Source organism: Qipengyuania sp. Mu-71, assembly GCF_036867055.1.
Classification (GTDB): domain Bacteria; phylum Pseudomonadota; class Alphaproteobacteria; order Sphingomonadales; family Sphingomonadaceae; genus Qipengyuania; species Qipengyuania profunda.
In genome coordinates, this window is record NZ_JBAJHR010000002.1 from 85,636 (window position 1) to 103,725 (window position 18,090).

General features: G+C 65.4%; 18 protein-coding genes and 2 pseudogenes. 9 read left to right on the forward strand and 11 right to left on the reverse strand.

Annotation, left to right across the window (positions count from 1 at the left end; genetic code table 11):
• The first annotated feature begins 91 nt into the window (after positions 1 to 91).
• The 6 genes from V6B15_RS12225 (at position 92) to V6B15_RS12250 (ending at position 5,253) form a co-directional block, all read left to right on the forward strand.
• Positions 92 to 382 carry a hypothetical protein gene (locus V6B15_RS12225; protein WP_253521427.1) on the forward strand — a complete coding sequence of 97 codons (291 nt, stop codon included), beginning with the start codon at positions 92 to 94 and terminating at the stop codon, positions 380 to 382.
• Between the two features lie 92 nt (positions 383 to 474).
• Complete coding sequence (locus V6B15_RS12230; protein WP_334201428.1) at positions 475 to 744, forward strand: hypothetical protein; 270 nt, start codon at positions 475 to 477, stop codon at positions 742 to 744.
• Positions 737 to 1,921: an acyl-CoA dehydrogenase family protein gene (locus V6B15_RS12235; RefSeq protein WP_334201429.1), complete on the forward strand. Its 1,185-nt coding sequence runs from the start codon at positions 737 to 739 to the stop codon at positions 1,919 to 1,921. Before V6B15_RS12230 ends, V6B15_RS12235 begins: the two co-directional genes overlap by 8 nt.
• 3 nt (positions 1,922 to 1,924) lie before the next feature.
• Positions 1,925 to 3,163: a CoA transferase gene (locus tag V6B15_RS12240; RefSeq protein ID WP_334201430.1), complete on the forward strand. Its 1,239-nt coding sequence runs from the start codon at positions 1,925 to 1,927 to the stop codon at positions 3,161 to 3,163.
• Positions 3,164 to 3,166: 3 nt separating this feature from the next.
• Positions 3,167 to 4,399, forward strand: a complete 1,233-nt coding sequence (locus V6B15_RS12245) for an acetyl-CoA C-acetyltransferase (protein WP_334201431.1) — start codon at positions 3,167 to 3,169, stop codon at positions 4,397 to 4,399.
• A complete protein-coding gene (locus tag V6B15_RS12250; RefSeq protein WP_334201432.1) occupies positions 4,399 to 5,253 on the forward strand; it encodes an FAS1-like dehydratase domain-containing protein in 855 nt (284 codons plus the stop codon). The genes V6B15_RS12245 and V6B15_RS12250 overlap by 1 nt, the downstream gene beginning before the upstream one ends.
• Positions 5,254 to 5,299: 46 nt before the next feature.
• On the opposite strand, the gene ppk2 is transcribed toward V6B15_RS12250, so the two are convergent.
• Entirely contained in the window at positions 5,300 to 6,070 is a 771-nt protein-coding gene (gene ppk2 / locus V6B15_RS12255) for a polyphosphate kinase 2 (RefSeq protein ID WP_334201433.1), read from the reverse strand.
• A gap of 58 nt (positions 6,071 to 6,128) precedes the next feature.
• Between ppk2 and phhA the strand changes: the two genes are divergently transcribed.
• Positions 6,129 to 7,067 carry a phenylalanine 4-monooxygenase gene (gene phhA / locus V6B15_RS12260; RefSeq protein ID WP_334201434.1) on the forward strand — a complete coding sequence of 313 codons (939 nt, stop codon included), beginning with the start codon at positions 6,129 to 6,131 and terminating at the stop codon, positions 7,065 to 7,067.
• An 87-nt stretch (positions 7,068 to 7,154) separates the two neighbouring features.
• Here the strand turns inward: phhA and V6B15_RS12265 are convergent, their stop codons facing one another.
• The 5 genes from V6B15_RS12265 to V6B15_RS12285 all read right to left on the reverse strand — a co-directional run bounded on the left by V6B15_RS12265 (position 7,155) and on the right by V6B15_RS12285 (position 11,001).
• On the reverse strand, positions 7,155 to 7,406 hold the full coding sequence (locus V6B15_RS12265) for a DUF2680 domain-containing protein (RefSeq protein ID WP_253521402.1): 252 nt from the start codon (positions 7,404 to 7,406) through the stop codon (positions 7,155 to 7,157).
• Positions 7,407 to 7,610: 204 nt separating this feature from the next.
• On the reverse strand, positions 7,611 to 7,868 hold the full coding sequence (locus V6B15_RS12270) for a hypothetical protein (RefSeq protein WP_253521399.1): 258 nt from the start codon (positions 7,866 to 7,868) through the stop codon (positions 7,611 to 7,613).
• A 79-nt stretch (positions 7,869 to 7,947) separates the two neighbouring features.
• Positions 7,948 to 8,202: a GlsB/YeaQ/YmgE family stress response membrane protein gene (locus V6B15_RS12275; RefSeq protein ID WP_253521396.1), complete on the reverse strand. Its 255-nt coding sequence runs from the start codon at positions 8,200 to 8,202 to the stop codon at positions 7,948 to 7,950.
• Positions 8,203 to 8,313: 111 nt separating this feature from the next.
• The gene (locus tag V6B15_RS12280; protein ID WP_253521394.1) at positions 8,314 to 9,129 is read right to left on the reverse strand and encodes an undecaprenyl-diphosphate phosphatase; all 816 of its coding nucleotides are present in this window, start codon (positions 9,127 to 9,129) and stop codon (positions 8,314 to 8,316) included.
• A 42-nt stretch (positions 9,130 to 9,171) separates the two neighbouring features.
• Positions 9,172 to 11,001: an ABC transporter transmembrane domain-containing protein gene (locus tag V6B15_RS12285; RefSeq protein ID WP_334201435.1), complete on the reverse strand. Its 1,830-nt coding sequence runs from the start codon at positions 10,999 to 11,001 to the stop codon at positions 9,172 to 9,174.
• Positions 11,002 to 11,165: 164 nt separating this feature from the next.
• Here V6B15_RS12285 and V6B15_RS12290 point away from each other — a divergent pair, with 164 nt between their 5' ends.
• Positions 11,166 to 12,404, forward strand: a complete 1,239-nt coding sequence (locus tag V6B15_RS12290; RefSeq protein ID WP_334201709.1) for a polyhydroxyalkanoate depolymerase — start codon at positions 11,166 to 11,168, stop codon at positions 12,402 to 12,404.
• An 81-nt stretch (positions 12,405 to 12,485) separates the two neighbouring features.
• Here the strand turns inward: V6B15_RS12290 and V6B15_RS12295 are convergent.
• The 3 genes and pseudogenes from V6B15_RS12295 to V6B15_RS12305 all read right to left on the reverse strand — a co-directional run.
• A pseudogene (locus V6B15_RS12295) lies at positions 12,486 to 12,605 on the reverse strand (DUF4126 family protein); the annotation flags it as partial.
• Between the two features lie 82 nt (positions 12,606 to 12,687).
• Positions 12,688 to 13,866: an acetyl-CoA C-acyltransferase gene (locus V6B15_RS12300; RefSeq protein ID WP_320181391.1), complete on the reverse strand. Its 1,179-nt coding sequence runs from the start codon at positions 13,864 to 13,866 to the stop codon at positions 12,688 to 12,690.
• Between the two features lie 55 nt (positions 13,867 to 13,921).
• Complete coding sequence (locus V6B15_RS12305) at positions 13,922 to 14,371, reverse strand: MaoC family dehydratase (protein ID WP_253521385.1); 450 nt, start codon at positions 14,369 to 14,371, stop codon at positions 13,922 to 13,924.
• A gap of 652 nt (positions 14,372 to 15,023) precedes the next feature.
• On the opposite strand from V6B15_RS12305, the pseudogene V6B15_RS12310 reads away from it, so the two are divergent.
• Positions 15,024 to 16,181, forward strand: a pseudogene (locus V6B15_RS12310) (sulfatase-like hydrolase/transferase); the annotation flags it as partial.
• A 284-nt stretch (positions 16,182 to 16,465) separates the two neighbouring features.
• On the opposite strand, the gene V6B15_RS12315 reads toward V6B15_RS12310, so the two are convergent.
• Both V6B15_RS12315 and V6B15_RS12320 read right to left on the reverse strand, forming a co-directional pair.
• Positions 16,466 to 17,875: a DUF5935 domain-containing protein gene (locus V6B15_RS12315; RefSeq protein ID WP_334201436.1), complete on the reverse strand. Its 1,410-nt coding sequence runs from the start codon at positions 17,873 to 17,875 to the stop codon at positions 16,466 to 16,468.
• Positions 17,868 to 18,050, reverse strand: a complete 183-nt coding sequence (locus V6B15_RS12320) for a hypothetical protein (RefSeq protein WP_334201437.1) — start codon at positions 18,048 to 18,050, stop codon at positions 17,868 to 17,870. Before V6B15_RS12320 ends, V6B15_RS12315 begins: the two co-directional genes overlap by 8 nt.
• Between the last annotated feature and the right edge of the window lie 40 nt (positions 18,051 to 18,090).

Below are 18,090 nucleotides of genomic sequence, written 5' to 3' on the forward strand. Positions count from 1 at the left end.
CACACGCAACCGGTCGCGGGCGATTTTCCCCTTGCCCCGCGCCCCGCGGTTGCGCTTTACCCGCGCGACCCATCACCGGAGTAGAGAAACCATGAACTTCCGTATCGCCCTGACCGCTGCCGCCACGCTCGCCCTTGCCGCCTGCGGCAGCACCGAAGACGCCTCGACCGAAGCCGAAGCCGACACCGTCGAAATCGCCGCCGACGATGCGCTGGCCGATGTCGAAGCCGAGCCGGTCGAAGACCCCGCCGCCAATGACGTGGCCACCGAGACCCCCGATCTGAGCCCGAGCGAGACCGCGCAGATCCAGGAAGCCGGCGACAATGCAGCCGACACCGCCGCTGCGGCGATGGACGCCATGTCGCAAGACGCCAGCAACTGAGCCTCAAGCGGGCGGGCCTCGCGGCTCGCCCGCGCCCAGCCGCGCCGTAGCGTCCTTTGCGCGCGGTGCATGTGCGCCTAGCTTCCGCAGCCATGAACCGATTCATCCCGCTCCTCGCCCTGTTCGCGCTGCCTGCCTGTTCCGGCTACGAGGAGGATACCGAACCGGTCGGCGCGGTGACACAAAGCGAGGCCGAAGCGCTCGACGATGCCGCCGAGATGATCGAGCAGCGCCGCCTGCCCGAAGGCGTGGTCCCGCCCGCGCCCGAAGCATCCGCCGAGGCCCCCGCAGGCAAGATGCCCCCCGGTGCAGCCCCGCGAGAATCGGGCGGCCCTGAGCAAATGGAGCTACCCGATGAGTGACGCCGTCCACCCCGGCATGGATGCCGAGACTTTCGACCAGTTTTTGGAACAGCTCGAACGCTATGTCCGCGAGCGGCTGATCCCGGCTGAGAAGGACGTCATCGCGAACGACCGCATCCCCGACGAGATCGTCGCGGAGATGAAGGACATGGGCCTGTTCGGCCTGACCGTCCCCGAAGAATTCGGCGGCGCGGGGCTGAACATCACGCAGTATGCCAAGGTCGTGAAGACGATGGCGTATGCCGCGCCTGCCTATCGCTCGATCTTCTCGATCAATGTCGGCATGTTCAATTCGGCGATCAAGAACGGCGGGACCGACGCACAGAAGGCCGAATGGTGGCCCAGGATCGCCGCGGGCGCGATCGCCTGCTTCGGCCTGACCGAACCCGGTTCGGGCAGCGACAGCGCCGCCATGGCGACCACCGCCAAGCCCGATCCCGATGGCAATGGCTGGATCCTCAACGGGACCAAGCGCTACATCACCAATGCCCCGCATGCCGAGGTCGGGCTGATCATGGCGCGCACCGAGAAGGACGCGCAGCCCAAGAACGCACATGTCAGCGCTTTCATCGTGCCGATGGATACGCCGGGCGTATCGACCGGCAGCCCCGACGAGAAAATGGGCCAGGCTGGTAGCCATATCTCCGACATCATGCTCGACGACGTGCATGTCCCCGGCGATGCGCTGCTGGGCGAACAGACCGGACAGGGCTTCCGCTTCGCCATGATGAGCCTCGACAATGGCCGTATCTCGGTCGGCGCGGCGAGCACCGGCTATGCGCGCCGCGCGCTCGATTCGGCGCTCAAATATGCCAATGAGCGGCAGGCCTTTGGCGAGCCGATCGCCAACTTCCAGCTGATCCAGCAAATGCTCAGCGAAAGCTGGACCGAAATCTACGCTTCCGAGGCAATGATGGCCGATGTCACCGCGCGCGTCGACCGCGGCGAAAACACGGTCAAGCACGCCGCCGCCTTCAAGGTGTTCGCCTCCGAAATGTGCGGCCGCGTGGTCGACCGCGTGGTGCAGATCTACGGCGGCGCGGGCTATCTGGCCGAATACGATGCCGAACGTTTCTTCCGCGATGCGCGCATCTACCGCATCTATGAAGGCACGACGCAGATCCTCCAGTTGCAGATCGCCAAGCACATGCTGCGCGATTATGCGGCGGGATTGTAGCGCGTGTATCAGCTTCTCGACGGACTGAGCATTATCGAGGCCTCGAGCTTCGTCGCCTCGCCCACCGCCGGCCTCTATTGCGCGCAACTGGGCGCCGAAGTGATCCGCGTCGATCACAAGGAAGGCGGGCTCGACTACGACCGTTACATGCTGACCGAGCAGGGCCGCAGCCTGAGCTGGGAAAACCTCAACCGGGCGAAGAAATCGGTCGCGCTCGACCTGCGCAGCGGCGAGGGGCGCGAACTGCTGGTCGCGCTCTCGGCCAATACGGGCAATCTCATCACCAACCTGCCCGAGAAGAGCTTCCTCGGGCATGATGCCATCGCCGCGCAGCAGCCCGAAGGCGCGCCCGAACTGGTCAGCGTGCGCATCATGGGCTGGCACGACGGGCGGCAGGCGATGGATTTCACCGTCAATGCGGCAAGCGGCTATCCGCTGATGTGCGGGCCCGAGGACTGGGACATGGCCAATGCGCCGCCGGTCAACCAGGTTCTGCCCGCATGGGATTTCATCACCGGGGCCTATTGCGCCTTCGCGCTGCTCGCCGCGCTGCGCCAGCGCGATGCCACGGGCCAGGGCAGCGAATTGCGCGTGCCGTTGGGCGATGTCGCGATCGGGACCATGGCCAATAGCGGTGCGATGGCCGAGATGCTCTATCGCGGCGGCGACCGCGAGCGGCTCGGCAATGCGATCTGGGGCGCGTTCGGGCGCGACTTCCGCAGCCGCGACGGCGTGCGCTTCATGGTCGCGGCACTGACGGCCAAGCAATGGGACGGCCTCGTCGCCGCCTTTGGCATCGGCGAGGCGATCGCCGCGCTCGAGGCCGAGCTGGGCGTGCGCTTCGCCGATGGCGACCGGCCACGCTTCGAACACCGCCACCGCCTGTTCGCCTTGTTCCAGGAACGCGCGGACAGGATGGACTGGGGCGAACTGTCCGCCAGCCTCGCCGCGCATGGCACCACTTTCGAACGCTACCGCACGATGCACGAGGCGGCGAACGACGCCGCGCTGGTGGCCGACAACCCGCTGTTCGGTGCCTCGCCCGCCAATCCCAGCGGCTTCGAATATCCGGCCACGCGCAGCTTTGCGAATATCCCCTCGCGCGAAGCCGGGGCGCCCGCGCCCGCGCCCTATCTGGGCCAGCATACCGAGGAAGTGCTCGCCGAACGGCTTGGCCTGTCCTCGGGCGCGATCGGCAAGCTCGTCGATCGCGATATCGCCCGCCTCTCCGACAAGGATTAAGCCATGACGACACTCCGCCGCGTAGCCATCTGCAAACCTCTGCGTACACCGGTCGGCAAGTTCCTCGGCAGCCTCGCCCCGCTCGAGGCGGGCGCGCTCGGCGCAGTGATCATCAAGGCGTTGGTCGAACGCAGCGGGATCGACCCCATGCGGGTGGACGACGTGGTGTTCAGTCAGGGCTATGGCAGCGGCGAGGCTCCCGCGATCGGGCGCTGGAGCTGGCTGGCGGCGGGCTATCCGATCGAAGTGCCCGGCTTCCAGCTCGACCGACGCTGCGGCTCGGGCCTGCAGGCGGTCGCGACTGCGGCGATGATGGTGCAGACCGGCGTGGCCGATTGCGTGCTCGCGGGCGGGGTCGAGAGCATGTCCAATGTCGAACATTACACCACCAAGGCGCGCCACGGCGCACGGCTGGGCGACATGGTGCTGTGGGACCGGCTGACGCGCGGCCGGCTGATGAGCCAGCCGATCGAACGCTTCGGAGTGATCACCGGCATGATCGAGACCGCGGAGAATCTCGCCAAGGATTACGACATCCGCCGCGAGGCCGCCGATGCATTCGCGGTGCGCAGCCATCAGAACGCCGCACGCGCCTGGGCCGAAGGCCGGTTCGACGACCAGCTGGTCCCGGTGGAAATCCCGCAGCGGCGCGGCGATCCGGTGGTCTTCGCGCGTGACGAGGGTTTCCGCGAAGACGCCAGCATGGACACGCTGGGCGAGCTGCGCCCGATCGACGGCAAGCGCGATGCGGATGCGATCGTGACGGCGGGCAATGCCAGCCAGCAGAACGACGCCGCCGCCGCCTGCTTGGTGGTGGCAGAGGACAAGGTGGCGGAACTGGGCCTCGAACCGATCCTGTGGTTCCATTCGTGGAGCGCGGCCGGCTGCGATCCCAGCCGGATGGGGATCGGCCCCGTCCCCGCGGTCGAACGGCTGTTCGCCAAGACCAACATGGGCTGGGACGATATCGGGCTGATCGAACTCAACGAAGCCTTCGCCCCGCAGGCGCTCGCCGTGCTCAAGGGCTGGGGTTTCGCCGAGGACGACAGCCGCCGCGAGCTGGTCAACGTCAACGGGTCGGGCATTTCGCTGGGCCATCCGATCGGCGCGACGGGGATCCGCATCCTCGCCGACATGGCGCATGAAATGCAGCGCCGCGAGGTCCGCTACGGGCTCGAGACCATGTGTATCGGCGGGGGCCAGGGAATGGCTGCCGTCTTCGAACGCGCCGCCTGATGGCCGATTGGGCCGACTGGATCGGGCGCGAACAACGCGCTGCAGACCGGCTCGATCCGGCGCTCGCCGCCCGGTGGTACGCGACCTTCGATCACGGCGCGCCGGCCTCGACCGCCATGCCGCAGGGGATCCATTTCTGCCTTTGCACGCCCGAAGCACCGACTGCGCGGCTGGGCCCCGACGGGCATCCGCTGCGCGAGGACGACCCGGCGAGCTTCCTGCCCCCGATCCCGCTGCCGCGGCGGATGTGGGCATCGAGCGCGATCCAGTTTCACGCCCCGATCGCTGTAGCCGCGACGGTCGAGCGCGTCAGCCGCGTCGTTTCGATCACGCCGAAATCGGGCAGCCGGGGCGACATGGTCTTCGTCGAGATCGATCATGAAACCAGCGCCGACGGCACCGCTGCCGTTACCGAGCGCCAGACCGCGGTCTATCTCGATGCGCTGACGGGTGAGGCACCCTTGTCCCCGCCCGAACCGACCCCGGCTGTCTTCGATCCGCAGTGGTGGGATATGCACCGCGAACTCGTGCCCGACGAGCGGCTGCTGTTCCGCTATTCGGCGCTGACCTTCAACACCCACCGCATCCACTACGATGCGCCCTATACGCGCGAGGTCGAACGCTATCGCGGGCTCGTCGTCCACGGCCCGCTCACCGCGAGCCTGCTGCTGCAGCTTGCCGGCGCGCATTTTGGCGAAAACCGCCTTGCCCACTTCGCTTTTCGCGGGGTCAGCCCCGCGATTGCGGGCGAACCGCTCCACCTCGTGCTGCGCGGCGATGGCGAGGAAATCGAGCTCGGTGCCTTTGCCGGCGATGGACGCCAGGTGACCAAGGCGTCCGCTACTCTCAGCTAGTCTTCGCGAGCGGCGCAGCCGCGTCGCCTGCGGCCCGCCGCAATGACTATTCGATGGGATAATCCGCAATCGGCTTCAGCACTGCATAGGTTTCGGCCTGCGGCTCGCGGTCCAGCGCCGGGAAGTCGATCTCCGGCGGGACGACGTGCGTATCGGGCAGCCGGTCGAGCAGATCGCGTACCAGCGTCAGCCTCCCGCGTTTCTGGTCGTTGAAATCGACCAGCGTCCACGGGGCGTGCGCCGTATGCGTTGCCGCCAGCATGGCTTCGCGTGCGTCGGTATAGGCATCGTAGCGCTCGCGCGCGGCAAGATCGATCGGCGAGAGCTTCCAGCGTTTGAGCGGATCCTCCAGCCGTTCGCGCAGCCGCTCCTCCTGCTGGGCCTGATCGGTCCCGAGCCAGTATTTGAACAGCAGTATGCCATCGTCGACGAGCATCTTCTCGAACGCCGGGGCCTGCTCGAGAAAGCGCGCCACCTGCGCGTCGTCGGCATAGCTCATCACCTTCTCGACGCCCGCGCGATTGTACCAGCTGCGGTCGAACAGCACGATTTCGCCCGCGCTCGGCAGATGATCGACGTAGCGCTGGAAATACCACTGGCTCTGTTCGGCCTCGGTCGGCTTGGCGAGTGCGACGATATGGCATTGGCGCGGGTTGAGCTTTTCGGACACCGCGCGGATCGCGCCGCCCTTGCCCGCGGTATCGCGCCCTTCGAATAAAACCACGATCCGCTGCCCCGTCGTCCGCGCCCACCGCGCCATGACGACCAGCTGCTCGCGCAGCGGCGCCATCGCCGCCTCATAGTGCTTGCGTTTCATCGCGCCTCGCTCCTGCCATTTGTATGCATGCGGCAATGATAGTATTAGCGCCAACCATATGGCTACACTTGCACAGACCGAACAGGACTTTACCCGCCTGCCCGACCTTCCGGCAGAGGTGTTCACCGCGCCGCTGAAGAAGCCCGCCCATGTGGGCGACGACTGGCTCGAACCCAAACAGACCGACTATACCGCCGAAGATGACGCGATCTGGAACGATCTGTTTGCGCGGCAGATGGCCGTGCTGCCCGGCCGCGCGGCGACCGCATTCATGGCGGGCCTGGAGAAACTGAACCTCGACCGCGGAGGCGTGCCCGAATTCGGCACATTGTCCGAAGACCTCGATACGCTCACCGGGTGGAGCGTGGTGCCCGTGCCCATGCTGATCCCCGATCACGTGTTCTTCTGGCACCTGGCCAACCGGCGTTTCCCGGCGGGCAATTTCATCCGCACGCGCGAGACCTTCGACTACATCCAGGAACCCGACGTGTTCCACGACGTCTTCGGCCACGTCCCGATGCTGACCGATCCGGTCTATGCCGATTACATGCAGGAATATGGCCGCGCGGGCTGGAAGGCGATGCGCTACAACCGGCTCAAGGCGCTCGGTTCGCTCTACTGGTACACGGTCGAATTCGGGCTGTTGCAGGAAGCCGACGGGATCAAGGCCTATGGCGCGGGGATCCTCTCGGGTCCGACCGAGGTGGTCTATGCCACCGAGGCGGAGAGCCCCAACCGCATCATGCTCAATGTCGACCGCGTCATGCGCACCGACTACGTGATCAGCGATCTGCAGCCGACCTATTTCGTGATCGAGAGTTTCGAAGACCTCTACCGCCAGACGGTCGAGCGCGATTTCGACAAGCTGTACCGAAACCTGGGCGCGGGCTTCACCTATGCCAATACCGCGGTGATCGATGTCGACCATGTGGTGAACCGCGGCTCGCTCGAATATACGCTGCGCGGTGGGCGCGAGAGCGGCGCCAAACCGGTCTGACGGCAGCAGGACTGGAAAAACAGGGCCCAACGAAAAACGGCCCCGGATCGCTCCGGGGCCGCATGATCGAATAACGATCGACGATGCTTACATTTCGTCGATTTCGTCAGCCTGCTCTTCCATGGATTCTTCCATGGCGTCGGTCTGGTCGTCGATCGCGTCGGCCTGGTCTTCGGTGATTTCACCGGCTTCTTCCAGTGCGTCAACCTGGTTGTCGCGAGCGTCTTCCATCTCTTCGATGTTTTCTTCAGCTTCGTTTTCTGCTGCGCTGTCGCAAGCGGCAAGGCCGAGGCTCATGGCGGCGGCGGAAGCGATGATCGTGGCTTTGGTGAACTTCATTACGTATCCCCTTTAACCTTTAGGTTCGCGCCGCGTCGCGACGCTTGTGCACGCCGCGTATTCGAAATGCGGCGAGAATGTGATGAACGGGCGAATAGCCGCCCGGTTCCCAGACAAATGCTAATGCGGCGATTGGCAGTGGCGCACGCAAAAGCGGCCCGGAATCGCTTCCGGGCCGCCTGGTAATTCTTGCTGAAGAGCGTCTTAGTTGACGGCTTCTTCGAGACCTTCGGTCATCGCATCGGTGTCGCCTTCGGCGGCATCTTCGATGTCGTCGGCTTCGGCTTCGATCGCGTCGGCTTCAGCATCGGTGATTTCGCCGGCATCTTCCATCGCGTCAGCTTCGTCTTCCATGGCTTCGGCCTGCTCTTCAGCGGCTTCTTCCTGCGGGCTGTCGCAAGCGGCAACGCCGAGGCTCAGGGCAGCGGCCGAGGCGATGATGGTAAGCTTGTTGAAGTTCATGTGTATTCCCCTTGGTATTCGAGACGCGAATCCATCCCGCGCCCGTTTGTAATCAATGCTAAGATTATGTGAAGCGCGTTCAGCGGTAGGCGCGTTGGCGGAACAGGTTGAACAGGCCAATCGTCACGACCGACCCAAGCACCGCCCACAGCAGCGCAACGCCGCTTACCGTGCCCAAAATGGCACCATTGCCCGCGACCATCCCGGTCACCAGCGAGCCGAGCACACCGACCAGCGCATTGGCGAGGATAGTGCGACCATCCTCGATGCGCAGGATAATCGTCGCCAGCCACCCCAGCAGGGCGCCCACTACGATCAGGATCAGTAAGCCCATTGGTCTAACCTTTACGTGTCACTCACTGGCAATAAACCCGCCGCGAAACAAAAGTTCCGGCCCGGGATAGAATTATGGCCGGACTGTGGCGATCACGGTACGCGCCGGGAGTTACGCGAAGGTCAACCATGCCAGCGCGGCACTGCCCGCGATGATCCGGTACCAGGCAAACGGCGTGAAGCCGCTATGGCTGACATAGGCCACGAAGGCGCGGATCACGACCAGCGCGACGATGAAGCTGACCACAAAGCCAAGCGCGATATGGTCCCACCCGACCCGCGTCGATCCGGCCATCATCGCATCGTATTTGGTCGCAACTTCGAGCGTGGTCGCACCGACCATGGTCGGCACGGCGAGGAAGAAGGAAAACTCGGCGGCCGTCTTGCGGTTGATGCCCATGGCGAGCGCGCCCATGATCGTGGCGCCCGAACGGCTGACCCCCGGCACCATCGCCAGGCATTGTGCGAAACCGACGCCGAGCACCTTGCTCAGCGGCAGTTCGGCTACGCCGCGGCCCTCGTCGCGCGGCTTGGCAGCGCGCTCGATCACGATGATCGCCACACCGCCGACGATCAGCGCCCACGGCACGATCCCCGGATTGCCCAGCATGGCTTCGAAATTCTCGTACAACGCGAAGCCGATCACCGCGCTGGGCAGGAACCCCAGCAGGATGTTGCGCGCGAACATCAGCCCTTCGCGTTCGAGCCGCAGGACACCCATGCCGGCCGACCAGAAGGTGCCCCAATATTGATAGACCACGGCCAGGATCGCGCCGAGCTGGATGACGACATTGAACATCGCCCATTCGTTCGGGTCCGCACCCGACAGCTCGGTGGCGAGGATCAAATGCCCGGTCGAGGAGACGGGAATGAATTCGGTCAGCCCCTCGACGATGCCGAGGAAGATAGCGGTGAGATAGTCGTTCATTGCGGCAGTCCCCAAGGGAAAGGCGAAGCGGGAGTCAAGCGATCACGCGTTCTCGAGACCGAACTGCAGCGAGGCGAGCCGGGCGTACAGCCCGCCATTGCCCGAAAGCTCGGCATGCGTGCCCTGTTCGACGATGCGGCCGTCTTCCATCACCACGATCCGGTCGGAAGCGCGCACGGTCGACAGCCGGTGCGCGATGACCAGCGTGGTGCGGTCCTCCATCAGGTGCTCGAGCGCTTCCTGGACCAGCCGCTCGCTTTCGGCATCGAGCGCGCTGGTCGCCTCGTCGAGCAGCAGGATCGGCGCATCGCGCAGCAGCGCGCGCGCGATCGCGATCCGCTGGCGCTGGCCGCCCGACAACTGCGTGCCGCTCTCGCCCAGATAGGTGTCGAGCCCCTGCGGCAGTTTCTCGAGGAATTCGGCGGCATTGGCAGCGCGCGCGGCGGCCCAGATCTCTTCTTCGCTCGCTTCCCAATTGCCATAGCGCAGATTGTCGCGCGCATTGGCGCTGAACAACACGCCTTCCTGCGGGACATAGGCGATGCGGCGGCGGACTTCTGCGGGGTCGGCGCCGGTCAGCGGGATGCCGTCGATGCGGATCGAGCCCGCCTGCGGATCGTAGAACCGCTCGGCAAGCTGGAAGATGGTCGATTTGCCTGCTCCCGAGGGGCCGACGATGGCCACCGCTTCGCCCGGTTCGACCTCGAGGCTGAAATCGCTGATCGCCGGGGCTTCGAGCCGCGTGGGATAGCGGAAAGTGACATTGCGGAACGACAGGCTGCCGCGCGGCGGGACGGGCAGGTCCTGCGGGCGTTCGGGCGCCGTGATCGCCGGCTTTTCGTCGAGCAGTTCGGACAAGCGGCTGGCCGCGCCGGCACCGCGCAGCAGATCGCCATAAACCTCGGTCAGCGCGCCGATCGCGCCAGCCACGAGGCCCGCGGTAAGCACGAAGGCGGCAATCGTACCCCCCGAAATCGCGCCTTCGCTGACCGCTTGCGCGCCGCGCCAGACCAGCAGCGTGATCCCGCCGAACACCAGCAGGATGACCACCGCGGTCATCGCCGCGCGCAGCATCACCCGGCGCCGCGCCACGGCAAAGGTCCGCTCGACCGCTTCGCGAAACCGCCCGTGCTCGCGGCCCTCCTGGTTGAAACCCTGGACGATCTTCATCGCCGACAGGACTTCGGTGACCATCGCCCCGATATCCGCCACGCGGTCCTGGCTGGTGCGCGAAACCTTGCGCAGCCGCCGCCCGAACAGCGTGATCGGGACCACGATCGCAGGGATGATCAGCAGCAGGCCCATGGTCAGCCCCGGCACCAGCCAGAACAGATACAGCGTCCCGCCGATCGCCATCAGCGCATTGCGCAACGCCACCGAGACAGTGGTGCCCACGACCTGTTCGATCAGCGCGGTATCGCTGGTCATGCGGCTGGAGATTTCCTTGGGGCTGTTCTCCTCGTAGAAACCCGGGGCCAGCTGCAGCAGGTTTTCCTGCACCCGCAGACGGATATCGGCGACCACGCGCTCGCCCAGCCAGCTGACGTAATAGAACCGCATCGCCGTACCCGCCGCGAGCACGGCGACGATCATCAGCAGATAGCGGAACCAGCGCGCCATATCATCGGGGGTGGCGCCTTCGGCAAAACCGCGGTCGATGACCATCTTGAACCCCGCCGGGATCGCCAGCGTGGCGGCGGCGGTGATGAACAGCGCGACCAGCGCCAGCGCGACGTGACCGGGATAACCCGTCCCCGCCTGCCACACCATTCGCAAGGGCCGCAACGAGCGCTGGCGCGGTGCGTCCTTGGCCGCGCGTTTGCGCGCGAACCGACCGCGACCTTCGGTTTCCGTCTCGTCCTGGGCTGCCATGCGCATGCAGTTAGGTCGGTGCGGCGCGAAAATCCACACTGCTGCACGCGCGAAGGCACATTTTCGGCTATTGTGCGTTGCACAATTACCAACCGGACGGCAGGATGACCGTCTTTACCCGGGCCGGAGACCGCATCATGCGCCGGACCAGCAGGGGATATGTTTTGCTCTATCACGCCTATGAACTGCAGCGCAGCTGGCTGAATTCGGCCAGCACCATCGCCTCGATCGGGGTGGAAATGCTCAACAATCCATCGAACCCGCTCAATCACATCGACCCGATGGGCTATCTGAACATCGGTCCAATGGCGGCCAGCGCGCTCGAAGTGTTCGCCCATGCCACCGCCACTTACGGCAAGCCGGGCTGGAACATCGAGGCGGTGGAGGTCGATGGCACCCCCGATCCGGTGCTGGAGGCGACCGTGCTCAATCGCCCCTTCGGCGATCTGAAAGAGTTCTACCGCGCAAACCTGCCCGAGGATGCGCCGCGACTGCTGGTCGTTGCGCCCATGAGCGGCCATTACGCCACGCTGCTGCGCGGCACGGTCGAGCGCATGCTGCAAAACTACCGCGTGTTCGTGACCGACTGGGCCGATGCCAAGACCGTGCCGCTGCACGAGGGCGAGTTCGACCTCGACGACTATATGGATTACGTCATCGGCTTCCTCGAGCATATCGGCGAAGGCGCGCATGTCATGGCGGTCTGCCAGCCGTCGGTGCCGGTCTTCGCCGCCACCGCGATCATGAACCGCGACAACCACCCCTGCACCCCCAGCACGCTCACGATGATGGGCGGGCCGATCGACACGCGCTGTTCGCCGACCAGCGTCAACGACATGGCGATGGATCGCCCGATCGAATGGTTCCGCCACAATGTCATCGCCTCCGTGCCGATGCAGTATCGCGGCGCGGGCCGGCGGGTCTATCCCGGCTTCATGCAGCTGGCGGGCTTCATGAGCATGAATCTCGGCAACCACATGCAGAGCCATTACGAAATGTTCAAACACCTCACCGCGGGCGACGAGGCCAGCGCGCAGGCGACCAAGGATTTCTACGACGAATACCGCAGCGTCGCCGACATGACCGCCGAATTCTACCTACAGACGGTGCAGGAGGTCTTCCAGGACCATGCGCTGCCCAACGGCACCTTCCTGCATCGCGGCAAGCGGGTCGACCTTGGCGACATCACGCGCACCGCGCTGCTCGCGATCGAGGGCGAGCGCGACGATATCTCGGGGCTCGGCCAGACCAAGGCCGCGCTCGACCTGACGCCCAAGCTCGATAGCGCGAAGAAGCGCTACTACATGGCCGAAGGCGCGGGGCATTACGGCATCTTCAACGGCAGCAAGTGGCGTGACCGTATCGCCCCGGTGGTCGAGGAATTCATCGCCGCGCACGGCTGACCCGATCAGGGCGGCGGCGGTTGTCGCTGCCCGAACAGCCTGCCCGATGATCCGCCGCGCAAGCAGCAGCAGCAGCCATACGGTCAGGGCGAGCAGCACGGCCGCGATAGCCGCAGCAAACAGCGGGAATTCATAGGCGAGATAGAGCAGGCCGACCGCCGCCACGTCCTCCGCAGTCGAGACCGCGATATCGATGCCCAAACGCGAACATCCTCCGACCGCCGGGCCGGAGGATGTCCGTTATCCGTCGTTTAGGCAAGCAGGCGGCTTGCCGGTCGTCCGATCAGAAGATCTCGAACAGGCCGGCTGCGCCCATGCCGCCGCCGACGCACATGGTGATGACGCCGTATTTCGCGCCGCGGCGCTTGCCCTCGATCAGCGTGTGGCCGACGCAGCGCGCGCCGGTCATGCCGTAGGGGTGACCGATCGAGATCGAGCCGCCGTTGACGTTGAGCAACTCGCCCGGAATGCCGAGCTTGTCGCGGCAGTAGAGCACCTGGACCGCGAACGCCTCGTTCAGTTCCCACAGCCCGATGTCGTCGACCTTGAGGTCGAAACGCTCGAGCAGCTTGGGGATCGCGAAGACCGGGCCAATGCCCATTTCGTCGGGCTCGGTGCCGGCAACCGCCATGCCGACATAGCGGCCAAGCGGCTCGAGGCCCTTCTGTTCGGCGACCTTGGCTTCCATCAGCACGCTGGCCGACGACCCGTCCGACAGCTGCGAGGCATTGCCCGCAGTGATCGTGGTGCCCTCGCCCATCACCGGCTTGAGGCTCGAAAGGCCTTCGAGCGTGGTCTGGGGGCGATTGCCCTCGTCCTTGGCGATGGTGATTTCGACGTCCGAAATCTCGCCGGTTTCCTTGTCCTGCACCTTGTGCGTGGTGCTGACGGGGACGATTTCGTCGTCGAACTTGCCCGCTTCCTGCGCGGCAGCGGTACGCTGCTGGCTCTGCAGCGCATATTCGTCCTGCGCTTCGCGGCTGATGCCGTAACGCTGGGCGACCGTTTCGGCGGTCTGCAGCATCGGCATGTAAACCGCGCCATGCATGTTCACCAGCTCGGGATCGGGCATCACGCGCATTTCCTTGGTCTGCACGAGGCTGATCGATTCCTGACCGCCCGCAGCGACCACGTCCATCCGGTCGGTGATGATCTGCTTGGCGGCGGTGGCAATGCTCATCAGGCCGCTAGAACACTGGCGGTCGATGGTCATGCCGCTGGTGCCGATCGGGCAGCCGGCGCGCAGCGCGACCTGGCGGGCGAGGTTGCCGGCCTGCGTGCCCTGCTGGAGCGCGCTGCCCCACAGCACGTCGTCGACTTCGCCGGCGTCGATACCGGCGCGCTCGATGGCGGGCTTGAGCGAATAGGCGCCGAGCGTCGGGCCCTTGGTGTCGTTGAACCCGCCCTTGTAGGCACGGCCGATGGCGGTGCGGGCGGTGGAGACGATGACTGCGTCACGCATGCGTATTTCCTTGGTTGCTATGGTGCCTGAATCCTCACCGGGGAGGAGGGGGAAATCAGACGAAAATCTGGGTGATCCATTCGGTGATCAGCGCGGGCTTGTCCTCGCCCTCGATCTCCATGGTGATCTCGCTGGTCTGCTGCCACTGGCCGGGACGCTTTTCGATCATTTCGACCAGCTTCCAGTGGCCGCGGATGCGCTTGCCGCTGCGCACGGGCGAAATGAAACGCGTCTTGTTGCCGCCGTAGTTGACGCCCATTTTCACGCCGTCGAGCCGGGGCATGTCGGACTGCGCGCCGAGATAGGGGATCATCGACAGCGTCAGGAAGCCATGCGCGATGGTGCCGCCGAACGGCGTCATCTTGGCCTTTTCCTCGTCGATATGGATGAACTGGTGATCGCCGGTGGCATCGGCGAACTGGTTGATGCGCTCCTGGCTCATTTCGACCCATTCGCTGGTGCCGATTACTTCGCCGACCTTGCCGGCCAGATCTTGCGGGCTCATGCGCGCCTCTCCTCTATCCAAACTGACGGTTTCGCGCGACTCCGGCCGCGCGTGCGGCGCGACTCATGGCGCATGCGCGGGATAGGCGCAACACCGCCGCACGTGCCGCTACGGCATGGGGAAGCGCCGTGTCCGGTGATGGAGGGCGCCCCGCGTATTGAGCCGATTCGCACAGACGGTATGGTCCCCCTTGTGGCGCAACCGCGTCCACGACGCTGGAGAAACCATGCTGGCCCGTATGCTCGGCGCTGCCTTCAAACCCGCAATCGGCGTACCGCTGGTCGCCGCCCTTGTTGCCGGCGCGGAGCTGGCGGTCGCCAATCGCAAATATGGTGTGTTCACCGGCGGGTTCGGGCAGTCGAGTGCAGTCGATACGGGCGGCGAACTGGCCATTTTCGTGATCGGCTTCGCGCTCGCCCATATCGCGGTCGCCCTGCTCGCCTGGACGCTGGCCGTACGGCTGGCGCGCGCGTCCGGCGCGCAGTCCGCCGTGCTGCATTTCGCGTTCCTCTATGGCGGGACCAGCCTGCTGGTACTGACCCTGCGGTACCAGCTCCATTCCTATTTCAGCGATGCGGTCAGCTTCGCCCTCCTCAAGCAGCTGGGCGGCGGAAGCGCGGCCGATGCGCTGCTGTTCGCCAAGAACGAGATCATGCTCGGCGTGGGCGCGCTGGCCCTGTTTCTTGCGGGATGGTGGCTGGCAGCGCGCCTGCTGCGCCGATTGCTGGGAAAGCAGTCATCGCTTGCCCATGCATGGCCTCGCTGGACCACACTCGGCATTGTCTGGCTGGCCTTCGCCGGCGCAGTGATCGTGTTGCCGCGTCTCGGCGGCGACGGACCGCGGGGGCTGGAAAGGATCGCCGCCTGGCAGGGGCTGGCGGATGGGCTGGCACTGGCGAGCGATTTCGACGGCGATGGTTACGGCCTTGCCGGGCGGACCATCGACCCGGCCCCGTTCGATGCCGACCGCCATCCGCTCGCGCTCGACATTCCCGGCAACGGGATCGACGAGGATGGCTACGGCGGCGATCTCGCGCTGGTCCCGGTTGCCAAGCGCCTGCCCGCCACGCCAATCGACGGCGCGAAGCCGCATCTCGTCATCGTCGTTTTCGAAAGCACCCGCGCGGATGTGCTGGGCAAGCAGATCGACGGAAAACCCGTCGCCCCCAATCTCGCGCGGGTGGCGGCGCAGGGCGGCGCCCTCGCGCCCGCCTACAGCCATGTCGGTTTTACCACCGCCTCGCTCAAATCGCTCTTCGCGGGCAGCCTGGTCGTGCCGCCCGGATCGCCGAGCCTGTTCCGCGAGCTCGATGCCAGCGGTTACGAGATCGGCGTGTTCTCGGGACAGCCGGAAGATTTCGGCGGTATTTCCACAGCTGTCGGAATGCGTGAGGTGGCCGACCGCTTTGTCGATGCCGAAACGCTCAAGGACCAGCGCGCCTTCAGCTTCGCAGCGCAGGGCTCGCTGCTGATCGACGAGAATATCGTGCTCGATCGCTTCGACGCCGCGCTTGGCGAGGCCGCCGCGTGGAAGACGCCGCAATTCGTCTACCTCAATTTCCAGACCCCGCACTTTCCCTATCACCACGACGCCGTTCCGCACCGCTTCGCCAATCCGCCGCTGGAACGCGGCGAGATCAACGAGGGCAACCGCGCGGCGCTCGAGCGGACCTATTGGAACGCGGTCGCGCATACCGACGCCGCGCTGGGCCGGCTGATCGCCAAGCTGGAAGCATTGGGCGTGTGGCAGGATACGGTGCTGATCGTCACCGGCGATCACGGCGAGGCCCTGTTTGAGGACGGCTTCCTGGGTCACGGTCATGTGATCAACGACCGGCAAAATGCGACTTTCCTCGCCAGCAACCGTCCGCTGGGCGCGGCTCGCGCGCCATTGGCGCTAAGCGACTACCGGGCGATAATCCTGCGGCTTCTGGGCGCGGATGTTCCCGCCGCCGCGCCGCTCGCGCCCTTCCTCCATATCGGGCCGCTCGACGAACCGACCGCGATCGGTCTCGCGCATGAAGAGCTCGGCGTGATTTCGCTGCGGCTCGACAGCGGTGAAGCCTGCGTCACGCGCGCACGGCGGTGTGCGGATTACGCCTCGCTCGCCGGGGCCGAACGGGCCGCGTTCGATGCGCTGGTGGCGCGTTGGGGCTCGGAGCGGTGGGCAGCGCGCCGGCGCGAGGAGCGCGGCTCGGCGGCCGCTTCCTCGCAGCGCTTGAGATAGGTCCACAGCCCGCATTGCAGGGCGATGATCAGCAGGATCACCGGCTGGTAGGCGATCCCCTGGAACAGTGATCCGACCAGTGCGATGATCTGCGTCATCTGCAGCGCGCTCGCCAATGGAGATTGCCAGCTCGCCCCCTCGCGTCCGCGCCACCGCCGCCGCAGCTTTTCCATCTGCCACAGCCCGCTGGCATGGAGCCAGACCCACAGGAACAGGCCGATCCACCCCTGTTCGCCCAGCACCTCGAAGATCGAGGAGTGGAAGGCGCGCGCTTCGTCGACCACGTCCTTGTATTCGACCGTGGTCGTGCTGCCGTTTTCCTCGACCTGCGGCAGGCGGTATTCGAACTTGTTGCCGCGGTAGGAATCGAACCCGCCGCCGAGCGGGTTCTCCAGCGCATAATCATAGGTCCATTGCCACACCGCGAGGCGGGTCGAGGCCGACTGGTCCTGTTCATGCCCGGTGATCAGCCCCATGCGTTCGTAATAGCTGGTCGGCAGGAAGGGCGCGGCCATCAGCACGAGCGCGATGCCGCCGACGATGAAGGTCATCCGTCGCTTCACATCGCGCAGCAGCAGAAGCGCGAGGACGCCGATACACACGAGCCCGGTGCGCGCCTCGGTCCCGATAGGAATCAGGAGGCAGGCGAAGATGAAAGCCGAGCCGAACAGCTTGACGCGCCAGTCGGGCGGGAAGACCCGGCCGTGGTTCATGAACCACCAGATAACCGGGATCAGCCCGATCGCGACCGTGGAGAGCGTCGAACTCTCGTAGATGTTCGAATTGTCGTTCACGAAGAAATACAGGCTGCCATAGCCCCCGCCGCCAAGCGCGGTCTTGAGACCGGAGGAAATGATGATCGCTCCGGCTGTCAGCGTGACGACCAGCAGCGCGAGCTCCAGCCGCAATCGCGTGACCAGCGTCAACGGCAGGAAGATGGCGAATACCAGCGCGCGCCAGACCCATTCCCACTTATAGGCCGCATCCTCGGGGAAGTCGGCCCATTGCAACGTGAGGAAGCACCATCCGAGAAAGGCGATCATGATGCCCTGCCGCAGCGTGAAGCGAATCTCGGATTTCGCATCGGCAATCGCCCAGCCGGCGAAGGCGAGCATGAAGGCAATGAAGGAAATCGGCAGCATCGGCGTCAGCGTCCAGCCGATCTTCTGCGGCGCGAGGATATCGATATAGAGGTAGGCCAGCACCCAGACGAAGGGGCGCCTCAGGCCGAGCGCAAACAACGCCATGACGAACAGGAACAGTGCCGCATCAAGCATCGCGCGTCTTCCCCCCTGCGCGCCGTGCTCGCCTCGCCTCGCGCCGGTTCGGTTTCGCCGTCTCGGGCTCTGCGCCCGGCGAGTCCTCGCGGTCGAGGTCGTCGCGCATGAACACGCGCAGGATCGCAATAAGGATCAGCGCATGTGTCAGGGCGAGGGCGAAATAGTCGATCACGAGTGCTTGGTCTCCGCAGCGGTCCCTAATGCCTCGCGGT